The organism is Flammeovirga agarivorans, from assembly GCF_012641475.1.
Classification (GTDB): domain Bacteria; phylum Bacteroidota; class Bacteroidia; order Cytophagales; family Flammeovirgaceae; genus Flammeovirga; species Flammeovirga agarivorans.
The window spans coordinates 562309-581711 of sequence record NZ_JABAIL010000005.1; the positions used below are offsets into that span (position 1 = coordinate 562309).

At 33.0% G+C, this 19403-nt stretch carries 13 protein-coding genes; 5 read left to right on the top strand and 8 right to left on the bottom strand.

Annotation, left to right across the window (positions count from 1 at the left end; all coding sequences use genetic code 11):
• Nucleotides 1-59: 59 nt before the first annotated feature.
• Complete coding sequence (locus tag HGP29_RS18500; protein ID WP_168883905.1) at nt 60-1436, bottom strand: ABC transporter permease; 1377 nt, start codon at nt 1434-1436, stop codon at nt 60-62.
• A 282-nt stretch (nt 1437-1718) separates the two neighbouring features.
• On the opposite strand from HGP29_RS18500, the gene HGP29_RS18505 reads away from it, so the two are divergent.
• The 3 genes from HGP29_RS18505 (at nt 1719) to gldB (ending at nt 7272) form a co-directional block, all read left to right on the top strand.
• Nucleotides 1719-4316 (top strand): WG repeat-containing protein, encoded by a 2598-nt coding sequence (locus HGP29_RS18505; RefSeq protein ID WP_168883906.1) that lies wholly within the window; start codon nt 1719-1721, stop codon nt 4314-4316.
• A 287-nt stretch (nt 4317-4603) separates the two neighbouring features.
• Complete coding sequence (locus HGP29_RS18510) at nt 4604-6103, top strand: sodium:proton antiporter (protein WP_168883907.1); 1500 nt, start codon at nt 4604-4606, stop codon at nt 6101-6103.
• A 140-nt stretch (nt 6104-6243) separates the two neighbouring features.
• Nucleotides 6244-7272 (top strand): gliding motility lipoprotein GldB, encoded by a 1029-nt coding sequence (gene gldB, locus HGP29_RS18515; protein ID WP_168883908.1) that lies wholly within the window; start codon nt 6244-6246, stop codon nt 7270-7272.
• 416 nt (nt 7273-7688) lie between these two features.
• On the opposite strand, the gene hpf is transcribed toward gldB, so the two are convergent.
• The 6 genes from hpf to HGP29_RS18545 form a co-directional block, all read right to left on the bottom strand.
• On the bottom strand, nt 7689-8003 hold the full coding sequence (gene hpf / locus HGP29_RS18520) for a ribosome hibernation-promoting factor, HPF/YfiA family (RefSeq protein WP_168883909.1): 315 nt from the start codon (nt 8001-8003) through the stop codon (nt 7689-7691).
• A gap of 189 nt (nt 8004-8192) precedes the next feature.
• Nucleotides 8193-9083: a tyrosine-type recombinase/integrase gene (locus tag HGP29_RS18525; protein WP_168883910.1), complete on the bottom strand. Its 891-nt coding sequence runs from the start codon at nt 9081-9083 to the stop codon at nt 8193-8195.
• A gap of 126 nt (nt 9084-9209) precedes the next feature.
• The gene (gene rpsU, locus HGP29_RS18530) at nt 9210-9404 is read right to left on the bottom strand and encodes a 30S ribosomal protein S21 (RefSeq protein WP_168883911.1); all 195 of its coding nucleotides are present in this window, start codon (nt 9402-9404) and stop codon (nt 9210-9212) included.
• 135 nt (nt 9405-9539) lie between these two features.
• Nucleotides 9540-10619, bottom strand: coding sequence for a potassium channel family protein (locus HGP29_RS18535; protein WP_168883912.1), 1080 nt, complete (start codon nt 10617-10619; stop codon nt 9540-9542).
• Between the two features lie 63 nt (nt 10620-10682).
• Complete coding sequence (locus tag HGP29_RS18540) at nt 10683-11339, bottom strand: rhomboid family intramembrane serine protease (RefSeq protein WP_168883913.1); 657 nt, start codon at nt 11337-11339, stop codon at nt 10683-10685.
• Complete coding sequence (locus HGP29_RS18545; RefSeq protein ID WP_168883914.1) at nt 11326-12312, bottom strand: PhoH family protein; 987 nt, start codon at nt 12310-12312, stop codon at nt 11326-11328. Before HGP29_RS18545 ends, HGP29_RS18540 begins: the two co-directional genes overlap by 14 nt.
• Before the next feature lie 117 nt (nt 12313-12429).
• On the opposite strand from HGP29_RS18545, the gene dacB reads away from it, so the two are divergent.
• Together dacB and HGP29_RS18555 are read left to right on the top strand one after the other, a co-directional pair.
• Nucleotides 12430-13884, top strand: coding sequence for a D-alanyl-D-alanine carboxypeptidase/D-alanyl-D-alanine endopeptidase (gene dacB / locus HGP29_RS18550; RefSeq protein ID WP_168883915.1), 1455 nt, complete (start codon nt 12430-12432; stop codon nt 13882-13884).
• A 192-nt stretch (nt 13885-14076) separates the two neighbouring features.
• The gene (locus HGP29_RS18555) at nt 14077-17247 is read left to right on the top strand and encodes a tetratricopeptide repeat protein (RefSeq protein ID WP_168883916.1); all 3171 of its coding nucleotides are present in this window, start codon (nt 14077-14079) and stop codon (nt 17245-17247) included.
• A 61-nt stretch (nt 17248-17308) separates the two neighbouring features.
• Here the strand turns inward: HGP29_RS18555 and HGP29_RS18560 are convergent, their stop codons facing one another.
• Nucleotides 17309-19375 carry a hypothetical protein gene (locus tag HGP29_RS18560; protein ID WP_168883917.1) on the bottom strand — a complete coding sequence of 689 codons (2067 nt, stop codon included), beginning with the start codon at nt 19373-19375 and terminating at the stop codon, nt 17309-17311.
• Between the last annotated feature and the right edge of the window lie 28 nt (nt 19376-19403).

Sequence of the window (19403 nt, forward strand, 5' to 3'; positions counted from 1 at the left end):
AATCACCTCGCAAATTTAATGATTTAATAAGAATCTATCATTACAAGAATATTGTAATTCTATCTTCTGGCATTTTTTGCAGCATTTCTGGCAGGGATAATCGATGCAAAAATAGTGATTGCAGAAACGGTAAGACATATCACTAAGAAGTCTTGCCATCGAGTTTCAACAGGGTAAGCATCAAGAATTCCATTGTTTGCACCAGTACTTATCCATTGAAATTTTTCTTGGGCAAAGCAGAATAAATATCCTGAAATAAGACCAAAATTAGCACCTGATAAAGCGACTAGGCCACCCTCATAAATGAATATCCTCTTGATCATGCCGTCTGTAGCACCCATTGATTTGAGAATATTCATATCATGGTTTTTCTCAATAGAAAGCATGGCAAGAGCAAAAAACACATTGAAAGAGGCAATGCCTAAAATCAATGCAAAAGTTCCATAAGTGAAGAATTTTTCAATCTTCAAAGCTCTTAATACTTGAGACTGTTGTTCGGGTCTTGTTTTAATGATGAAGTTATCTCCTAAAACTTCCATTAAATTATTTTTAACGGTTGTCGCCTTAAAACCTTCTTTCACTTTAATTTCTAAGCCAGTTCTTAATTGCCCATAATTCAATAATGAGTTGGCAAATTTTATAGGCACAATCACTGTTGATTGATCAAATTGAGGCTCGGCTACAAATACACCTCCTGCTTGAATAATCTTTTTATTAAATGCTTTTTCAGGATTTAAAGATGCTTTACCTTTTCTCTTAGGGTACCAGAATTGTAGCGGATACATACTGTCTCTTAATCGTAAGCCTAATTCTTGGTAAACTCCAGAGCCGACCAAAGCATATCGAGTGTCATTGTTATATAGGTTATTAGTACCTAAAACTACGGTAGTATCAATTTGTGTTTGAGTGGCAAAGTTCTCACTCACACCTTTCATTGTTACTACTTTTTGTTTGTTGTTGTATAGAATAAGGACTTTGTCTTCAATAACTTCTGTAATTGCCTCGACGCCTTCAACTTCTTCAATTTTATTTCTTAATGTCCATTCGTATGGAAAAGATTTACCTACATTAGATTCAATTTTTAACTCAGGATTGTGTCTATTAAACATACCTGTAAGCGTCCTTTCCATTCCGTTAAATAAAGAAAGTACAATCACTAAAGCTGCGGTACCAAAGCCAACGCCGACCATTGCAATATTGGATAAAGTCTGAATAAAGTTCTGCTTAATGAACTGTTCAGCCATCCCTTTATATGTTTTTCGGATCTTTTTAGGAGAAAAAGTAAAAAGCACTCCAATAGCTTTTCCTAAGAAAATAATTAATCCAAAAGTCATTTGAACCACCAAAACGAGTAGCATTAAAGGAATGCTCTTGATGTTACGTTGAGATAGAAAGTATCGTTTGGCGACAAAATATGGGAATCTTGACTTTGACATTAACAAATATGAGTTATAAATCTTTTTCCTGCCTTTGTAAAGTAATCAGACATGAAATTTTCACTACAAAGTTAACGGTAGAGTTGAATTCTCAACATAAATAATGAATTACTTCTTTTGATTTTTGAAAAGTTTGATAAAAATGTTCTTTAAGTTGATGATATTGCAACCCAGAGACAAAACAAACTTTATTGAAGAGAACAAGCTATTTTTATTCAATTACGATTTGAATCAATAGGTACGCGAAATATGAGGAGATTAGTACTGCTATTTATTATAAACTTGATACTTAATTATTCCTATGCCCAATCCTCAAAGCAATTTTGGAAATTGGCGGATAAAGGAGAGTACGAGAAGATTGTCAAGAAATTAGAAAAAGAGTCAGATCAGATAGATCGAAATATATCTTTAAACTATATATGGGGACTTTATTATGTGAGTAATGAGGCTGCATATAATTTAGATACTGCATACGCTTTTTTAGATAAAGCAGATAATTTATGGAATGATTCTTCGCCAACCCAAAGGGCAGAATGGGAGAAGTTATACGTAAACAATGATTCAATACAATATTGGAAACAAAATGTTGAAAAGTATGCTTTCAATGAATGTGTTGAAAACCTTAAAGAAGAGGACTTTATCACTTACTTGGAGAAGTTTCCTCACTCAGAATGGGTGCCGGAAGCAATATCATTACGAGATAGTTTAGGATATGAAAAGGCAAAACAAGAACATACCTACGAATCTTACCACCTATTTATAAGAAGTTACCCAGAAGCAAGGCAAGCGGAAGAAGCCCAAAATTATTACGAAAATCTTATTTATCATTCCAAAACAAAAGATGCTGACGAAAAAGCATTGAGTGATTTTTTAAAGGAGCATCCAAAAAATCAACATATCCATAAAGTAGAAAAACAACTTTATGAGTTGATTACAGAAGATAAATCTATTGTCGATTATTCTCACTTTGTTAGAGATTATCCAGAGACAATTTATGCCGATAGTGCAATTACTCAGATTTGGTTATTAAGTGAAGACAAAGATAGTGTTCTTAATACTTATAGAAACTGGGAAGAGAAAGCCTATTTTCAGGCATTAATGCTAAAGCAAAAGCAATTGTATTACCCTGTATTCCAGGAGGATTCTCTCTCGTTTATTAATGATCGTGGTAATGTAGTCTTTACTGAAGCCATCTCGGGAGTTAAAAAAGCATACAATTGTCATGGGACTTCAGACCTCTTTTTAGAGGTAGAAAAAGATGGGAAAAAAGGTTTAGTAGACCGTAACAATTCCATCGTTTTACCGTTCAATTACGATAAAATCAAACCACTTTTAGTAGGAGTATATGCCATTGAAAAAAATAATAAAGTAGGTGTTTATGCTCTTGGTGAAGGAGAATGGATTTCTCCAATCTATGACCAAATAGTCCCATTAAGTAGAAGGTTGTTTGGTGTTAGAAAACAGGCGAGATGGGGTATTGTTTCTGTTACTGGAGAGTTGAAGTTTCCGATAGAGGCAGGACAGTTAATCCATATTTCAGAGAATACCATTTTAGTAATGAAAAAAGGGCGTTGGGCTAAATATACTGAAAGTGATGTCTTTGGAAGTAAAATTAATACTGATGATGAGGAATTTATCTTTGAAGGGTATAAGCAATTAGAAGATCAATGGTTTGGTTTAAAAGAGAATTCTAAGTGGGCAATTTATACTCCTAATGGGAAAAAATATTCTCAGGATTATGATCAAATTGAAGATTTAGATAATAAACTAGGTTGGTCAGTGAGAAGTGACACCTTGTATCAGGTGATTAATTATGATAATGAACTTTTAATAGATTCTCTATTACTGCCAGAATTTTCAAAAGCAGGAGTTACTTCTCGTTGGAAAGATCAATGGGTAGCCTACAATTGGAAAGGAGAAAAGATATTTTTAGGGCAAGCGGATACAGTATTCTTCGATAAAATGTATCCAAATTTAATTCAACAAACTGATAAAAAGGAAAAAGTACTTTTCAAAGATGGAAATATTTTGGATCTCGAAAGATACTCGCAATGGAATGTAACTTATGTAACACAAGACTCATTAGTTCTTCCTTATATTGCGGCAATTAGTAGGAGAAACAAGAAATTTGCTTTGTTGGATCAAGGAGGAAATCAGATTATGACTCCACAGTTTTCGGATTTGAAAGTAGATGCAAACGGAATTGTCATTGCTAAATATGGTTCATTATATTATTTATATGGAACCAATGGTAAAAGAATCCTGCAAGAAGGATATACTCAAATAGTTGCTGATGGAACCTATTATCACTTAAAAGGTAAAGGGAAATTTGGTATATATAATATTAAAACTGGACTAAAAATTACACCTAGATATGAGGAACAATTACAACGAACAACTTTACAAAAAGAAGGAAACGCTTTATGGTTAGGAAAATATAAGGGGTTTGAAGGAGTTTTCTCGCTTTCTAATTATGAACAAGCTCGTTTTTATTATGAAGATATTAAGCTACTGAATCTAGATTCTACAAGTGTATTTGTCTTAGAAGATGAGAAACTAAAATTATTGGATGTGCAATCAAACGATATTAAAATGATTTGCGATTCTTATGAGGTAATAACAAAGTCACCTTCTAAATACTGGATTTTATATAAAAATGACGGTAGGTATGGTGCATATGTTTCCAATGTAGGAGATGTTATTTATCCAGAGTTTCAATCAATAGAAAATATTGGGTCATTGGAGCAACCTTTGTTTTTAGCTAAGCAATATATACAACAAGCAAAATTAAATATTCTATTATATATAAATGAGGAAGGGAATGTTGTATTTCAATCAATTTTAAATGAAAATCAATATAATGTGATAAGATGCGATTAACTTGAATGCTATTTACGAAATGATAAAATCGACTAAAGATTTGTTAAATAACTCTTAAGAGTTCGATATATAAACAGATGTTGAATTTAATCATTGTTTTTAAAATGGTTTATTTCCTAAAATAGCGAAACGAAAAAAATATAACAGAACAAACAATAGTGTGTATTTAAATTTCAACGAGGACTTTCTTAAAGATTAGCACAATCAACTTCACAAGTTAAAGTAGTGCGGGCAAGAGTATCATTGAGGTCACTTTGTTTTCGGTTTTGAAAGATTAAATTATAATTATGAAAAAAAAATTACTACTTCTAGTGGTAACGCTTATAGTAGGGCTTACAGTAGGAGTTTCGCCTGTATTGGCGTCTGGTGGCGGAGGACATCCTGAGGCTGCACCTTGGTCGGTTATTCCGTTTGCCACACTGTTAATCATGATTGCTACCGGTCCGCTTTTCTATGAAAAGTTTTGGCACCATAACTATCCGAAAGTGGCTGTTGGCTTAGCTGCAGTAGTGGTTGGATACTATATTTTTGGCTTGCATAATACGCACGGGCCTATCCACGCATTTTTCGAATACTTCCAATTTATAGCACTTTTATCTGGTTTATACATTGCCTCTGGCGGTATTATGATCAAAGTAGATCGTAAGGGTACACCAATGGTTAATGCAATTATCCTAGCGATTGGAGCTGTAATTTCTAATATTATTGGTACAACAGGTGCTTCAATGTTATTGATTCGTCCATTTATGAGATTAAATCAAGAGCGTTTACAGCCTTACCATGTTGTATTCTTCATCTTTATTGTAAGTAACGTTGGTGGTGCATTAACACCAATTGGTGATCCGCCATTATTCTTAGGTTTCCTAAAAGGTGTACCTTTTGAATGGACTTTGGTACATTCATTACCAATGTGGGTCTTTGCAATTATCGTCTTGTGTGTAATTTTCTTCTTCTTCGATAAGCGTTTTATCAATAAGACAAACTTATTATTTGATGAAGATGACAAGAAAGAATACTCTAATAAGATAACAATCACAGGTTCAAAAAACTTTGGATGGTTAGCAATTTTAGTTGCAGCTGTATTTTTTGATCCTTCAAAAATTGATTGGTTACCAGGTATTCTTCAGACTCATGAAGGTTTCTCAATTGGCTTTTTAAGTGATTTAGAACATCATGAAGGAGCAACATTATTCTCTTTTATTAGAGAGTTAATCATGTTAACTGTTGCTTATTTATCTTTCAAATTGGCTGATCAAGATGCGATTAAAGGAAACGAATTTAATTTCGAGCCAATTCGTGAAGTAGCATTTATCTTTATTGGTATTTTCGGTACCATGATGCCAGCATTGGAGTTGGTAGGTGGTTTTGCAGCATCTGAGGCAGGAGCAGCATTAATTAACCATAACTCATTGTATTGGGCAACAGGTGCTTTATCAGGTATATTAGATAATGCTCCAACTTATCTTAACTTTTTAACTGCTGCAATGGCATCTAAAGGGGCAGATATTGGCAGTGTTCAACAAGTATTAGACTTTACAAACGGAATTGTACAAGGTCAGCCAAATGCAGAAGCTGTGTTGGAATTAACAGCAATCTCTGTAGCGGCAGTATTCTTTGGAGCAATGACGTATATTGGTAATGGACCTAACTTTATGGTAAAATCAATTGCTGAGCAATCAGGTGTTGAAATGCCATCATTCTTTGGTTACATTGTAAGATATTCATTACCGATACTATTGAGTGTATTGGTGATCGTTTGGTTGGTGTTCTTCGCTTTTGCGGGATAATCAATTTTTAACGGATAAAAAACCTCTTGCATGTATATGTAAGAGGTTTTTTTGTATAATATTTGAATTACTTTTTTCTAGTTTTGTGATGATACATTCATATCATTCCATCTTAAAATTAAATCTACAATCAACTTTTCATGAGAACATTCAAACTATACCTGCTTTCGGTTCTTTGTCTAATGATGTTTACACAGTGTGATGATACCGAAAATCAAAAAGAAATTCCAGATGTTTCTAACATCAAAGTGAATGTAGAAGTAAGAAGATTAGAACAGGAAATTTTTCAACTAAAGACAAAAGATCAAATTGTTTCTTACTTGATTGAAAACCCGGAAATAGAAAAGAAATATTTCTTACAAGCAGGATTGTATCCAAACCGTCAAATATTAGTGGATGCTATTTTTGACTTTCTTTCTAAACCAGAGAATGATACATTAAAAATGGACGCAGACCGTGTTTTTGGAGACTTTGAAGGATATAAAAAACAGTTTGAGTCTGCTTTTAAGTATATCAAATATTATTATCCAGATTTTAAAGAACCAGTCATATATACATCAGTATCAGGTTTTGCGAACTGGGGTTTTGGTGGAGATGTATTGGATTTTGGAGATGCAATCGTAGTAGGATTAGATTATTTTGAAGGAGAAACAGCTACTTATAGAGTTCCTGAAGTGCCTGGCTACATCTTAAAACGTTATACACCGGAATATCTAGTACCATTTACTGTTCAGATGCTGTCTAATAGGTTTAATAATGTAAATGCAAACGATAGAACTGTTTTATCACATATGATTGCATGGGGGAAAGCCTACGAATTTGTAGACGATGTTATGCCATTTACACCGGATACAGTAAAGGTGGGCTACTCTTTAAGGCAATTAAAAGAAGTAGAATATAATGAAGGTTTTATATGGGGACATTTCGTAGAGAATGAACTACTATATAAATCCGAAAGAATGACAGTGAAACGTTATGTAGATGATCGTCCTGTTACTTCTGAAATTTCAGGTGATAGCCCTGGCCGTTTAGGTAGATGGTTGGGTTGGAGGATTGTACAGAGTTATATGCGATCTAATCCTGAGGTGACACTACCACAATTAATGGCTGAAAAAGACGCAAGAAAAATATTGCAACGCTCTAAGTATAAGCCAGAAAGTCGTAAATAATTGTAATTTAAGTTGTTGAAAGGTAAACAAATATTAGATAAATCTAAATCCTCTTAAAGGATTATGTTCACTCATGATTAATTTATAATATTGAATATGCCGATAGAAAAAGGCAACTTATCTATGATAATAAATCAGTAAACGAGAGGTAGAAATTTTAGCTATACTCGTTGGTTATTCTTCAAAGAAATTATTTATATCCTCGTTTACTGAGCCTCCCATCTTGACTTTCAGGGTGTGGAGGTTTTTTATTTATAAAATGTCTGTAATTTATTCCTTAATTATCATTATAATTTGATGATGAATATTTGAAAAATTATTTATAAAAAAAAGCGAGAATAAATTTTACTTTATTCTCGCTTTAGCATCTTTATTTATATTTCTTTAGGCTCAGTTGTAAAATAGGTCCTTACAGACTAAGCGCCTGATTTATCTAATAATTTTTCTTTATGTTTCTTTACCTGACGACGTAAAGACTCTGTTGCTTCGTCTACAGCTGCCTCAAAAGAAGTACCATGTTTTTTAGCTACCAGGGTATCTTTTGGTAGGTGTAGTTTGATTTCCACAACTTTATTGTCTCGACTATTGTCACCGTTCTTTTCTACTTTTAAGTATACTTCTCCCGCTGTAAATCTATCGTAAAAAGTTTCCAATTTATCCACCTTTTGTTGGATGAATTCAATTAACTTTTGATCTGCTGTAAAATGTATTGATTGGATGTCGAGTTTCATATTTCTAACAGTTTAATGTGTTGTGAAAAATATTTCCTTTAATAAGATGCCATTAAATACCTATTTTTTACAATTGATTGAAATTCAAAATATTGCCTAAAGTTTTTAATTGACCGTTTGTTTTATACTATAATTTAACGGTTTTTTTTGAACTTAGTTGTAATAAATTGAGATATTTTTAAACTAAATCTAACTTTTTTTCTGGGCTCTAGGATGAGCTTGTGCATGCACATTTTTCATTCTTTTTAGAGAAGAATGTGTATATATCTGAGTAGCAGAAAGATTGGTGTGCCCTAAGAGTTCTTTGATATCATTTAAGGATGCACCATTCTCTAACATGGTTGTAGCAAATGAGTGCCTTAAAATATGTGGACTTTTTCTGCTGACAGTTGTGTTTGTACTCAAATAGCGCTTTACTAAAGTGTAAAGCTGATGGTATTTCAAGGGGGTACCAGTCTCGGTAACGAATAATTGTGAAGTGTCAAACGCTTTTCTATAGCTAAGATAATTTTTGAGTTGTTGAACTAATATAGTGTGCAGAGGTATAATTCTTTCTTTATTTCTTTTGCCAAGCACTTTAATACTTTGGCTGTTGAAGTCTAAATCTTGTACCTCTATTCCTAATAACTCAGAAGCTCTCGTTCCGGTTCCATAAAGAAACTCCAAAATCAGCTTATCTCTTACACCTGTAAAAGAATCGTCAAAAGTTTCATTTTTAAAAAGCCCATCCATTTCACTGGCTTTCACATGTTGTGGAATCCTGCTAGGCGTTTTTATAGAGTGGATCGACTTAGAAGGGTCAATAGTAATAAGTTCATGCTTTCTAAGGTGCTTATAGAAGCTCTTAAGCGATGCGATCTTACGGTTGATACTTCTAGTACTTTTTTTTGTATCCATTAATGAGGCCACCCACAAGCGTATTTCAGCCTTATTGGCTGTTACAAGTGCTGCATTTTGATCTTCCTGAATCAAAAAACTTTGAAATTGTAATAGGTCAGTAGAATAAGCAGTAAGTGTATGCTTGCTCACTTTCTTTTCAAACTCTAAGTAATTTAAAAATGATGTGAGGGCTTTCGTCATAAATTGGAAATCATAAGTTATTTTATAGTTAACAAATTAAGGTTTTTATTGAAAAATTGAAAGTATAAAACGCAAAAAGCCTATCAATTTTTCATTGATAGGCTTTTCAAAGAACGTCAAAAGAGATTAAGCACCAGCTTCAGTTCTCATTTTGATTTTGTAAGCAGTTTTAATAGCTTTCTTTCTGTTAGCTACTGACTCTTTTTCATAGTAAGCACGAGCACGTAGAGTACGTAGTACTTTTGTTCTTTCAAATTTCTTCTTGAAACGCTTAAGAGCACGGTCGATTGACTCGTTGTCTTTTACTTTAATTTCGATCATTATATTCTCCTTGTTTATAAGGTATTTTCAAATTCAATTCATGATTTCGGACCGCAAATATAAATAAGTTTTGCATAAAACGAAAGTGATTTGAAAAAATATTGAAGGATATTTCTAAATGATTCTTATTGACTATCAAGATTGTAGCGCTAAAATTTGCTCTTCTACACTAGTCCAAGGGAAGCCATTAAAGGTCGAAATTGATAATAAATCGCCTTTTTCAAGTATTTCAGTGGATTTTGGACAAGAATTACTTTGCCCGTTTCTTATCAGTGACAACAAGTTACATTGATGTTCAGTTCCATCTAAACAATCAATTAAACCTATTTGTAATTGTTTCCAACTAAGCCCTGCTATTTTATTGACTTCTACAGTCATAGGGTTGGCTCCTTGAGAGTTGTAAAGAAGATCTTCTATCACAAGTGCTGAATATGGATCCTGACATTCTTGAACAATAGCTAGTACAGATAAGTCTGCATTCACATAAGTAGCATTATTGTTTTCAAACATCCATCCATTATTCATATCTACCAATACATATAATATACGTGTCTTTTTATGATCAATAAATCTCTCTAAAAGATCAATAGTTGTTTTGGTACTACCATCTGCAGTTCTCTGATCGTAATCTGTAGGGAATACAATTACTGTTTTATTAGATTTTACTCCCGAGCTGTAATATGTTTCTCTTTGTAGTGGGCATCCTTTTACAAAATGTATGTTTGGAAGGTTTTGGATTTCGTCTGGTAATTCTGAAATATTATCATCGACAAAGCAGATACCTACATTTTTTTCAACTTCTCTTAATTCATGGATAAAACGTTTAGCTACTGTTGTTCCAGGAAAATGAAAGATTACATAACCGTCTTTGTAGGGATTGTTCATAAAGCCAAGTTTTTTTTGTGTTTTGTAGTATTCTTTGTAATCAAATGCGGCACTGAATAGAGCACCTACGAAGGCGATACTTATTGTACTAAGTACCATAGTAATTATTCTGCCTGCTAAAGTTTCTGCAGGAGCATTTCCATAACCTACTGTGGTTGCTGTTTGCCATGTTTGCCATATGGCTTCATTCCAAGAAACACTCTCTACATATTTAAAAAGAATAGCAAACAGTATATTAATTCCGAGTGTGTAAAGGCAGACTTTCTTAAACCATTGGTATGGTTCACTCTCCCGGTGAAGTCGGAATCGTCTAAAAATGGTAAGTATCATTGATAGTGTGTTTAGTTTTAATCACCTAAGCGAATTTAATGTGAATCCATATCTGTGACAATGTTAATTATCATCTTTTGGGTGGTAATGGTACTTGAAATGCTCATTTTCTAGGTTTCTGTATCCTTCATAACTGATGTCTTCATCAACTTCTACTTGTTTCTGCTGAGAAAATGTCGTTTCTACCTTACGATAATAGTAGGCTAAAAAGAACCCTACAATACTACCTGATAGATGTGACTCCCAAGAAATGCCATCTTCTTGGGGTACCAATCCTACTAACATCCCATGATTTAATACAGCGATACATAACGAGATAATCAGTGAGCCGGGATTTTTTTGAAAAAGACCAATAAAAAATAGAAATGAAGCAATTCCATAAATAACACCACTTGCTCCAATGTGAAAGGATGGTCGAGCGAAGATCCATACTAGGATACCACTGTAAATACTTAACTTCCAAAGAACTTTTGTGGCAACTTTTGGAATAAAAAAGTAGAGGGAAAAGCAAAGAATAGCAAAAGAGACCGTATTACTAAATAGGTGTTTGAAGCCTCCATGGATAAATGGATGAAATAAAATACCAAACGTACCTAACCGATTTCTTGGATATATACCTAAATGATAAAGATCGACTCCTAAAGACCATTCAAGAATCTTTAGGAGCCATGCTATAGATATAAGAAGTAAAGTGACTTTTACTCCCTTATTTATTTTCATCTTTTTTGATAGCTTCTTTCTCTACTTTCTTTTTGTCATCAAACTTTTTGTAAGCAGAGATAATGTTTTTCACTAACCTGTGTCTTACTACATCTTTTTGAGATAAGTGTAAAACTTTAATTCCTTGAACGTTTTCTAATATTCTAGAAGCAGTTACTAAACCAGATTTTTGTCTAGGAGGAAGGTCAATTTGTGAAACATCACCAGTGATAATCATCTTTGAATCTAAACCCAAACGAGTGAGTAGCATCTTCATCTGCATTTCAGTCGTATTTTGAGCTTCATCCAAAAGTACAAATGCATTACTTAATGTTCTACCTCTCATGTAAGCTAAAGGAGCAATTTCAATTACTCGATTTTCCATATAGAACTTTAGCTTTTCTGATGGGATCATGTCATCTAAGGCATCATATATAGGTCTTAAATAAGGGTCGACCTTATCTTTTAAATCTCCAGGAAGGAAACCTAAACTTTCCCCAGCTTCAACTGCAGGTCGAGATATAATGATACGCTTAACTTGTTTATTTTTAAGTGCTTTTACAGCAAGAGCTGTGGCAACATATGTTTTACCTGTACCTGCTGGCCCTAAAGCGAATACAAGATCATTTTTCTTTACAGCATCAACTAATTTCTGTTGATTACTTGTTTTGGGACGAATAGCAATACCTTTTGCACCATAAAGAAGAATTTCGTCTTTAATATCAGCATCCTGTAGATCGGCATTCATCTCGACATAATCAAGGATATTGTCTACGGTAACTTTACCAAACTTCCTGTAATGTAATAGAAGCTCGTTAATTGCTTTGTGCACTTTGATAATCTCTGCACTAGCACCTTGAATACGAATTTCACTTCCTCTAGCAATAATTTTACTATTTGGAAATGCAGTAGCTAACTCTTTAATGTTACTGTTGTCAACGCCTAAGAAATCAACTAAAGCAACATCTTCTAATGGAATGACTTTTTCTATCAAACGATTTGGTATTTAAAATTTTCTATTCTGATGATAAATTAATTATCATTATGGACAATATATAAAATTGTATTTTCAAATTTACCGAGAATTTGATTTATAAACGAAATAATCCTCATGTCTATTACGATAAATTTAAAACCTATTCGAGTTATCTTTTGTTTTTTGTTCTTTGTGGCCGGGTGTATCACAAAAAATCCAATTCTTGCACAACAAAAACAACATAGTATAGACAAGGTGTTCAAAGAGTTTTTAGCTCATGATTGGATGAGAGGAGCTTCTGTTTCATTTAAAGTAAAATCACTCGAGAAAAAGAATATAGATTACGAGTATCAATCGACTACTTCATTAACTCCGGCATCTATTACCAAATTGTTTTCTACAAGTGTAGGCTTGAAAGTGTTAGGAGAAGATTATAAATACGAAACAAAAGTTAGTTATACAGGAGAAATTGTTGATGGTGTGCTAGATGGAGACTTGATCATTCATGGAGCTGGAGACCCAACCCTAACACTGAGAAATCTTGATAGTGTTATCGTTAGTAAACTACCTGATTTAAAGGAGATAAAGGGGGCGATAATTGCAGATGCTTCATTATATGGTAGAGTAACTACACCACCAAAATGGGTGTGGGAAGATTTAGGTAATTATTATGGAGCAGGTGTTTCTTCTCTAAATATTAATGACAATATCTATGGAGTTTACCTGAAGACTGGAAGTACAGGTTCTAAATCTACTATCAATGAGATAAAACCGATTACTCCATATTTAACTGTAGAAAGTGAGGTGTTGGCAGGTGAAAAAGGTACTGGAGATAATTCTTTTATATTTTCATCGCCTTATTCGGATAGCCACATTATAAGAGGTACGTTACCGCCTAATAGAAGTAATTTTAGAGTGAAAGGAGGAGTAACGAATCCGGAGTATCATACGATATGGATGTTGGCAGATACACTGGCCAGTCATGGAGTGAAAGTAGATGAAAATCAATTGAAAGTGGTGTATAATTCAGAAGAGCTTGAAAAAAGTTTACCACTTTGTTCTGCGTTTTCACCTACATTATCGCAGATTATTGATAAAACTAACAAAAAAAGTGTCAACCTATATGCGGAAGCGATAGCAAAGACCGTTAGTATAATGGAGACAAACTCTATTTTACCTGACAGTATCACTGCTTCATTAATTCGAAACCTTGAAGATTTAGAATTGTCCGATGAAGGTTTATTTTTAGAAGATGGCAGTGGGCTCTCACCATTTGATGCTTTTTCAGCGAATCATATGGTTACATTGTTAGAAAATATTCGATCAACAGATTATTTTGATACTTTTTATAATTCTTTAGCCGTAACAGGTACATCAGGTACTTTAAAATATTTCTGTCGTTACAATCAAGCTAAAGGTAGAGTGATTGGCAAGAGTGGGTCCATGCGAAGAGTCAAAAGTTATGCAGGGTATGTGAAGACTGTAAACAATGATACTCTGGTGTTTACGGTCATCGTTAACAACTTTGGGTGTAAAGGAAAAGAGGTTCGCAAAGCTCTTGAACCATTGATGGAAGAATTGGCGAAGTAGTACTTTTTTTAGTTGATCGAGAATTTTCGTCACGATATTTGCATATAATAATGCTATAAATAATTGGAATGATTATATATCTTTGCTTACATTGTAGGTATAGGGTGAAATGAATCTGATTTTCAGGTTGTTACTCCATTTTTTGGGATTATATTAGTATGAACTACCTTAAGTTCAAGACTGGCTAAGCTTATGTTATTGAAAAAAATTATCAGTTCATTTTTTGTATTATTTTGGCTTCTTACGTTATCTACATTAACCCAAGCTCAAAATATTAATGAGTTAAAGTCCGAATTAAAAGGAATGCCTAACGGTAAACGAAAAGTTGATAAACTTATCGAACTCGCTAGGTTGGAACTCGATCAGAGTAATTTCAATGCAATGAAAGAAACTGCTGATCAAGCGTTAAAGATTTCGCAGCAAGTTGACTACAAATTAGGAGAAGCTGACGCTTTATTGATGTACTCTACGATGTACAAACTAAAGCGTGACTTTGATACCGCTATTGAATACGGTATTAACTCGATCAAAATCTATGAAAATGTAAATGAAGATATTCCTTTGTATGAGGCATATGGTGAAATATGTTTCTTATACCAAGATTGGGGTATCTACGAAAATGCAATCGAATATGAGTTAAAAGCATTGAGAGTTGCAACAAGAATGAATGACAAAAAGCGTCAAAAAGAGATTTGGCACCTTTTGGGTAACTCATACTTGCGTCTCGATAATTTTGATCAAGCTTTATACTACTTCCGTTTGAGTGCTGAATACCTAAAAGAAAGAGAGCAGTATTATCATGATACAAATGATTTACAAGCTTACAATACTACTTTAGGTAAGATTGCTTCTATCGAAATGAAAAGAGGTAATTATGAAGAGGCAAAAAATATCAACGAAGAAATCTTAGCCAATAAAGAGAGACTTGGTGATGAGGAAGGAAAACACGTACCTCTAAACGATATTGGTGTATGTTATGAGAAATTAGGTAAAAGGGATAAAGCCCTAACTTATTTTAAAAGAGCCTTAGAAATTAACAGAAAGTACGGCCGTCCTGAATCCCAAAATACAACCTTACTTTTCAATATTGGTACTTTATCGAATAGTAATATGCGTTATAGTGATGCTTTAAGAGCCTATAATGACGTATTGAAAATTCGTATGAAGCAAGGTCAGCCAGGCCCAATTGCCCAAGCTTATACTTATATCGCATCAGTATATACTGGTAAGGGTAACTACTCAGAAGCTATCAAAAACTATAACAACAGTATTAGATATGCTAGAGAGGCTGGCGATTACAATCAAATCGAAAGAAACTTAAAACAAATCGGTGATATCTATAAGAAAACAGATGATTACAAAAAAGCATTGAATGTAATGAATCGTCTGATTTCATTGAAAGATAGTATTATCCGAAATGAGAAGTTACAATATCAGAAAATTGCAAATGCTCGTATTGCTGCAGAGCAGAAGGAAAAAGAAATTGACCTTCTGATCATGAACCAAAAAGTAAACGAAGCAACCATGAGACGTTTAGAAGAAGAAAATGCTCGTAAAGCACAGGATCTTGAACTTCTACAACGTGAGCAATACATTAAAGAAACAGAGTTAAGACAAAAAGAGTTAGAGCAACAGCAACAAAAGCAAGAGCTTAGACTTACAATGTCGGCACTAGAATCTGAGAAAAAGGCGAAAGAGATTGATCAACTTCAGAGAACTAAAAAGCTTAACGAGTTGAAAATCCAACAAACGGATGCCGTGGCCCTTCAAAAGCAACAAGAATTAGAGCTTTTAGAAAGAGCAAAAGAACTTCAGGAAAACAAACTGAGGGAAAAAGAAAATATGCAGCGTGTATATTTTGGTATGTTCGGTTTGCTTTTCGTTGTGTTAGGTTTGATTATCTCAGGTTACTTCCAAAACCGTAAGAAAAACTTTAAGCTTGCAGCGAAGAACGAAGAAATTTTAGGTCAAAACGTTGAGATTGAGAAGCAAAGAGATGAGCTTGTTTCAGCTAAGACACAAATCGAAAAGGCGTATGATAATATCCAAGTCTTATCGGAATTTGGTCAGAAAATTACAGCGATTTTAGATCTTGAATCTATCAACTGGACGGCTTATGCTTATGTAAATACACTAATGGATGCGGCGGTATTTGGTATTGGTATTTACAGAGAAAAATATGAGAAAATTGAATACATTAACTTCCTAGAAAATGGTTTAACATTACCATTGTTCAGTTATGATATCAATAAACAAAATAGTTTATCTACTTTGTGTTATAAGTCTAGTGAAGAGATTGTAATCAATGATTATGAATCTGAAATCAATAACTTCTTACGACAAGAACCTGAATTTAAAACATCCGCTAGACCGAATTCATTAGTATACTTACCACTAGTTACTGAGAAAAATCTAGGTGTTTTAACTGTTCAGAGTTACGATAAATTTGCTTATTCTCGTAACGAATTGAACATCTTAAGAACTTTAGCCTCTTATTGTGCGATTGCCTTAACTAACGCAAATGCATATCAAGAGATTGAAAATAAGAACAAGAGTATTACAGATAGTATTAGATATGCTCAAACAATTCAAAGAGCCATTCTACCATCTAATGCTAAGATTCAAACGGGTCTATTAGAGAACTTTGTTTACTTCCGCCCTAAAGATATTGTATCTGGTGACTTCTATTGGTTCTCTAAAGTAGAAGAGAAAATTAATAAAACATCTTTCTCTAAATCTGATGTAGCAGAAAGAACATTTATTGCCGCACTAGATTGTACAGGTCATGGTGTACCAGGTGGTTTCATGTCAATGATTGGTAATACATTATTGAATGAGATTATTAACCAGAAGCAAGTATTTGAACCATCAAAGATTCTTGATATGCTAAATGAAGGTGTAATTGATGCCCTTCACCAAGAGAACAAGAGTAATGATGACGGTATGGATGTTTGTTTATGTATGGTAGAGAAAACAGTTGCTGGAGCAACTAAAGTAGTATTCTCTGGTGCAAAACGTCCTCTATACGTAAAAGAACCAGGTGGAACAGAATTATTAGAATATAAAGGTGATAACAAATCGATTGGTGGTGTTCATAGAAGAAAATCATCAAAAGTCAGCTTTACAAACACTGTAATTAATGTTGATCCAGGTACTACAATTTATCTAACAACAGATGGTCTTCAAGATCAGAACAACAAAAATGGTCGTAAGTTTGGTAAAATTCAGTTAACTGATTTATTATTTGCTAATGCTGAGAAACCAATGTTAGAGCAGAAATCTGCATTAGAAAAAGCACTTACAGAGCACATGGGTGAGATTCCACAACGTGACGATATCACAATCCTAGGTGTAAGACTGTAACAAGAATATACCACTAAACAAAAAAGACAATCAGTGATGCACTGGTTGTCTTTTTTTGTTTTTAATCATTTTCATAGATGTTGAACTCAGAGAAAATTAATGGTTGTACTCTTTTTTTCTTTTCAAATGGAATATCAAATACTTTATCATAGTAGTAAGGGGAACTTTTAATGGGGTTCATAATATTTAACTCAACAGAATCATAAGAGATGATTTTAAAAGGAACATTGACTCGGCCCCATTTTCTTGCAATGACATCGTATTGATCTATGTAATATGTTTGACCTATAACTTTATTGTTTTGAGTGATTTGTATACGATTGTTTCCTAGACTGTCTTGATGATAATTATATGACCAAAAAGTAAGCTGATATTCTTCTGTAGTAGATAATGAATCAGGTTTGAATCTTATAATATTTTGTTTGCCTAGATAATCCACTATAATATTATTTGGATTACTTAACGAAAGTTTTAAGTCAGAAGGCTGAAGGTTTAACTTAGCGTTTTTACGTAATTCATTGATACTTGTTAAAGGTGAAATAAAGTCTCGCAGTTTTAAACTATAGAGATTTGAACTGATTACTTCAATGTTCCTCCACCGCATATCTTTATCCAAAGAGTAAATAAGTATTTTTTTATCTAAATCTATCTTTGAAAAGAGCTCATCAGATCTCTCAAGTGTTGGTATTAATAACTGTAATTGTAAGAAAATCTCTTCTTTACTTCTTCTAGAAAGGTAGGTATTAATACAAGGAATATGATAATGGTAAGAGATATTGTATACGTTCTTTATTATTTCATGGTATGAAGAACGATCATTGAATCCATAGATAGTAGCATAATGTTCATTACTATTTATATGAAGGTTTTTTTCAGATGTTTGGAAAATATTGATGTTTTTTTCTGAGTGTTCATAAATATTGTGTTGATAGTTTATGGCCTCAAAGAATCCGAATATTAAAATAGGAGCTAAAATCTTGTTGTTTACTTTGTTTGTGATCAGACTTAAAGATGGAATTAAAAATAAAAAAAATGACACCCACCCGAAGCGTAATAGATCTCTAATCTGTTCTAATTGAGGTATAAGAACTAGGAGCGTTTTTATACGAATGAAAAAAGTTAATCCATATAATAGGAATATTGCTCCAACTGTATAGAAGGAGATATATATAAATAAGTGTTTTACTTTTAATTGGCGTTTTATACTCTTAACTAAAATGTAAAAAGTTAGAATTATTATACACCAGAAATAGTAATTAAACTGTAAGCTATCATGGATATAAATATCTTCAAAATACAATTTGTGGAAGATGTTTTTGAAGAAAATTCTAAAGTCATATAGAATTGTGGTATGTGCTGATCTCCAAAGATGATTGTCAAGTAAAGAAATAGATAGAGTGTAAATGACTGTTGGAATTACGCCAAGAAAAGAATAAGAAAGGTATTTATATCTATTTTTTTTGAAGGCGATTGAAAAGCATAGAAATATAAAAATAGTAGTTCCAGCCCATAGAGTTCCGGTATATCCATGTAAGTAAAATCCAATGAGATTTAAAAAGAAAATAGAACTTAAGGTAATCGTTTGTTTATTATTTTGGGTAGCCTTTATGATTAAGTATAACAAGCAAGGGGTTAAAATGATAAAGAATAATCCAAAATGAATTAGAATTCTACTATTTACTGGGCATCCTAATACAATGACGAGTGCTCCTATTGAATTAATAATAGCGTTTTTATTAAAAAATTCTAAGGTTTTGTATGTGTATAAATAACTAATTGGATAACAACCAAATAGTATGATATGTAATATGGCAATAGAATAATTAGTAATATCAAACCCTAGGTATTTTAGAAAGTAGATTATGCTTCCAATAAAAGGAACCGAATCAGATAGCAGAACAATCTCTCCAAATGGAAAGTTTAAACCATTGGAATTACCATATTTTGCAAGCCAAGCGAATAAGTAATAATTTTTTAGCCCATCATCACCATGGTCATACATTAGATAAGTATTGGGCGTCAGTATAAATTGATGGAAAATGATTATTAGTGTTAAAACTAAAACCAACATTCCAATAAGAAAGGGAGTAAGTTTAATTTGTTTTGTTTTGTAGTTAATAAGATTCATTTTTGATATTCAAAATATGGCTAAATGA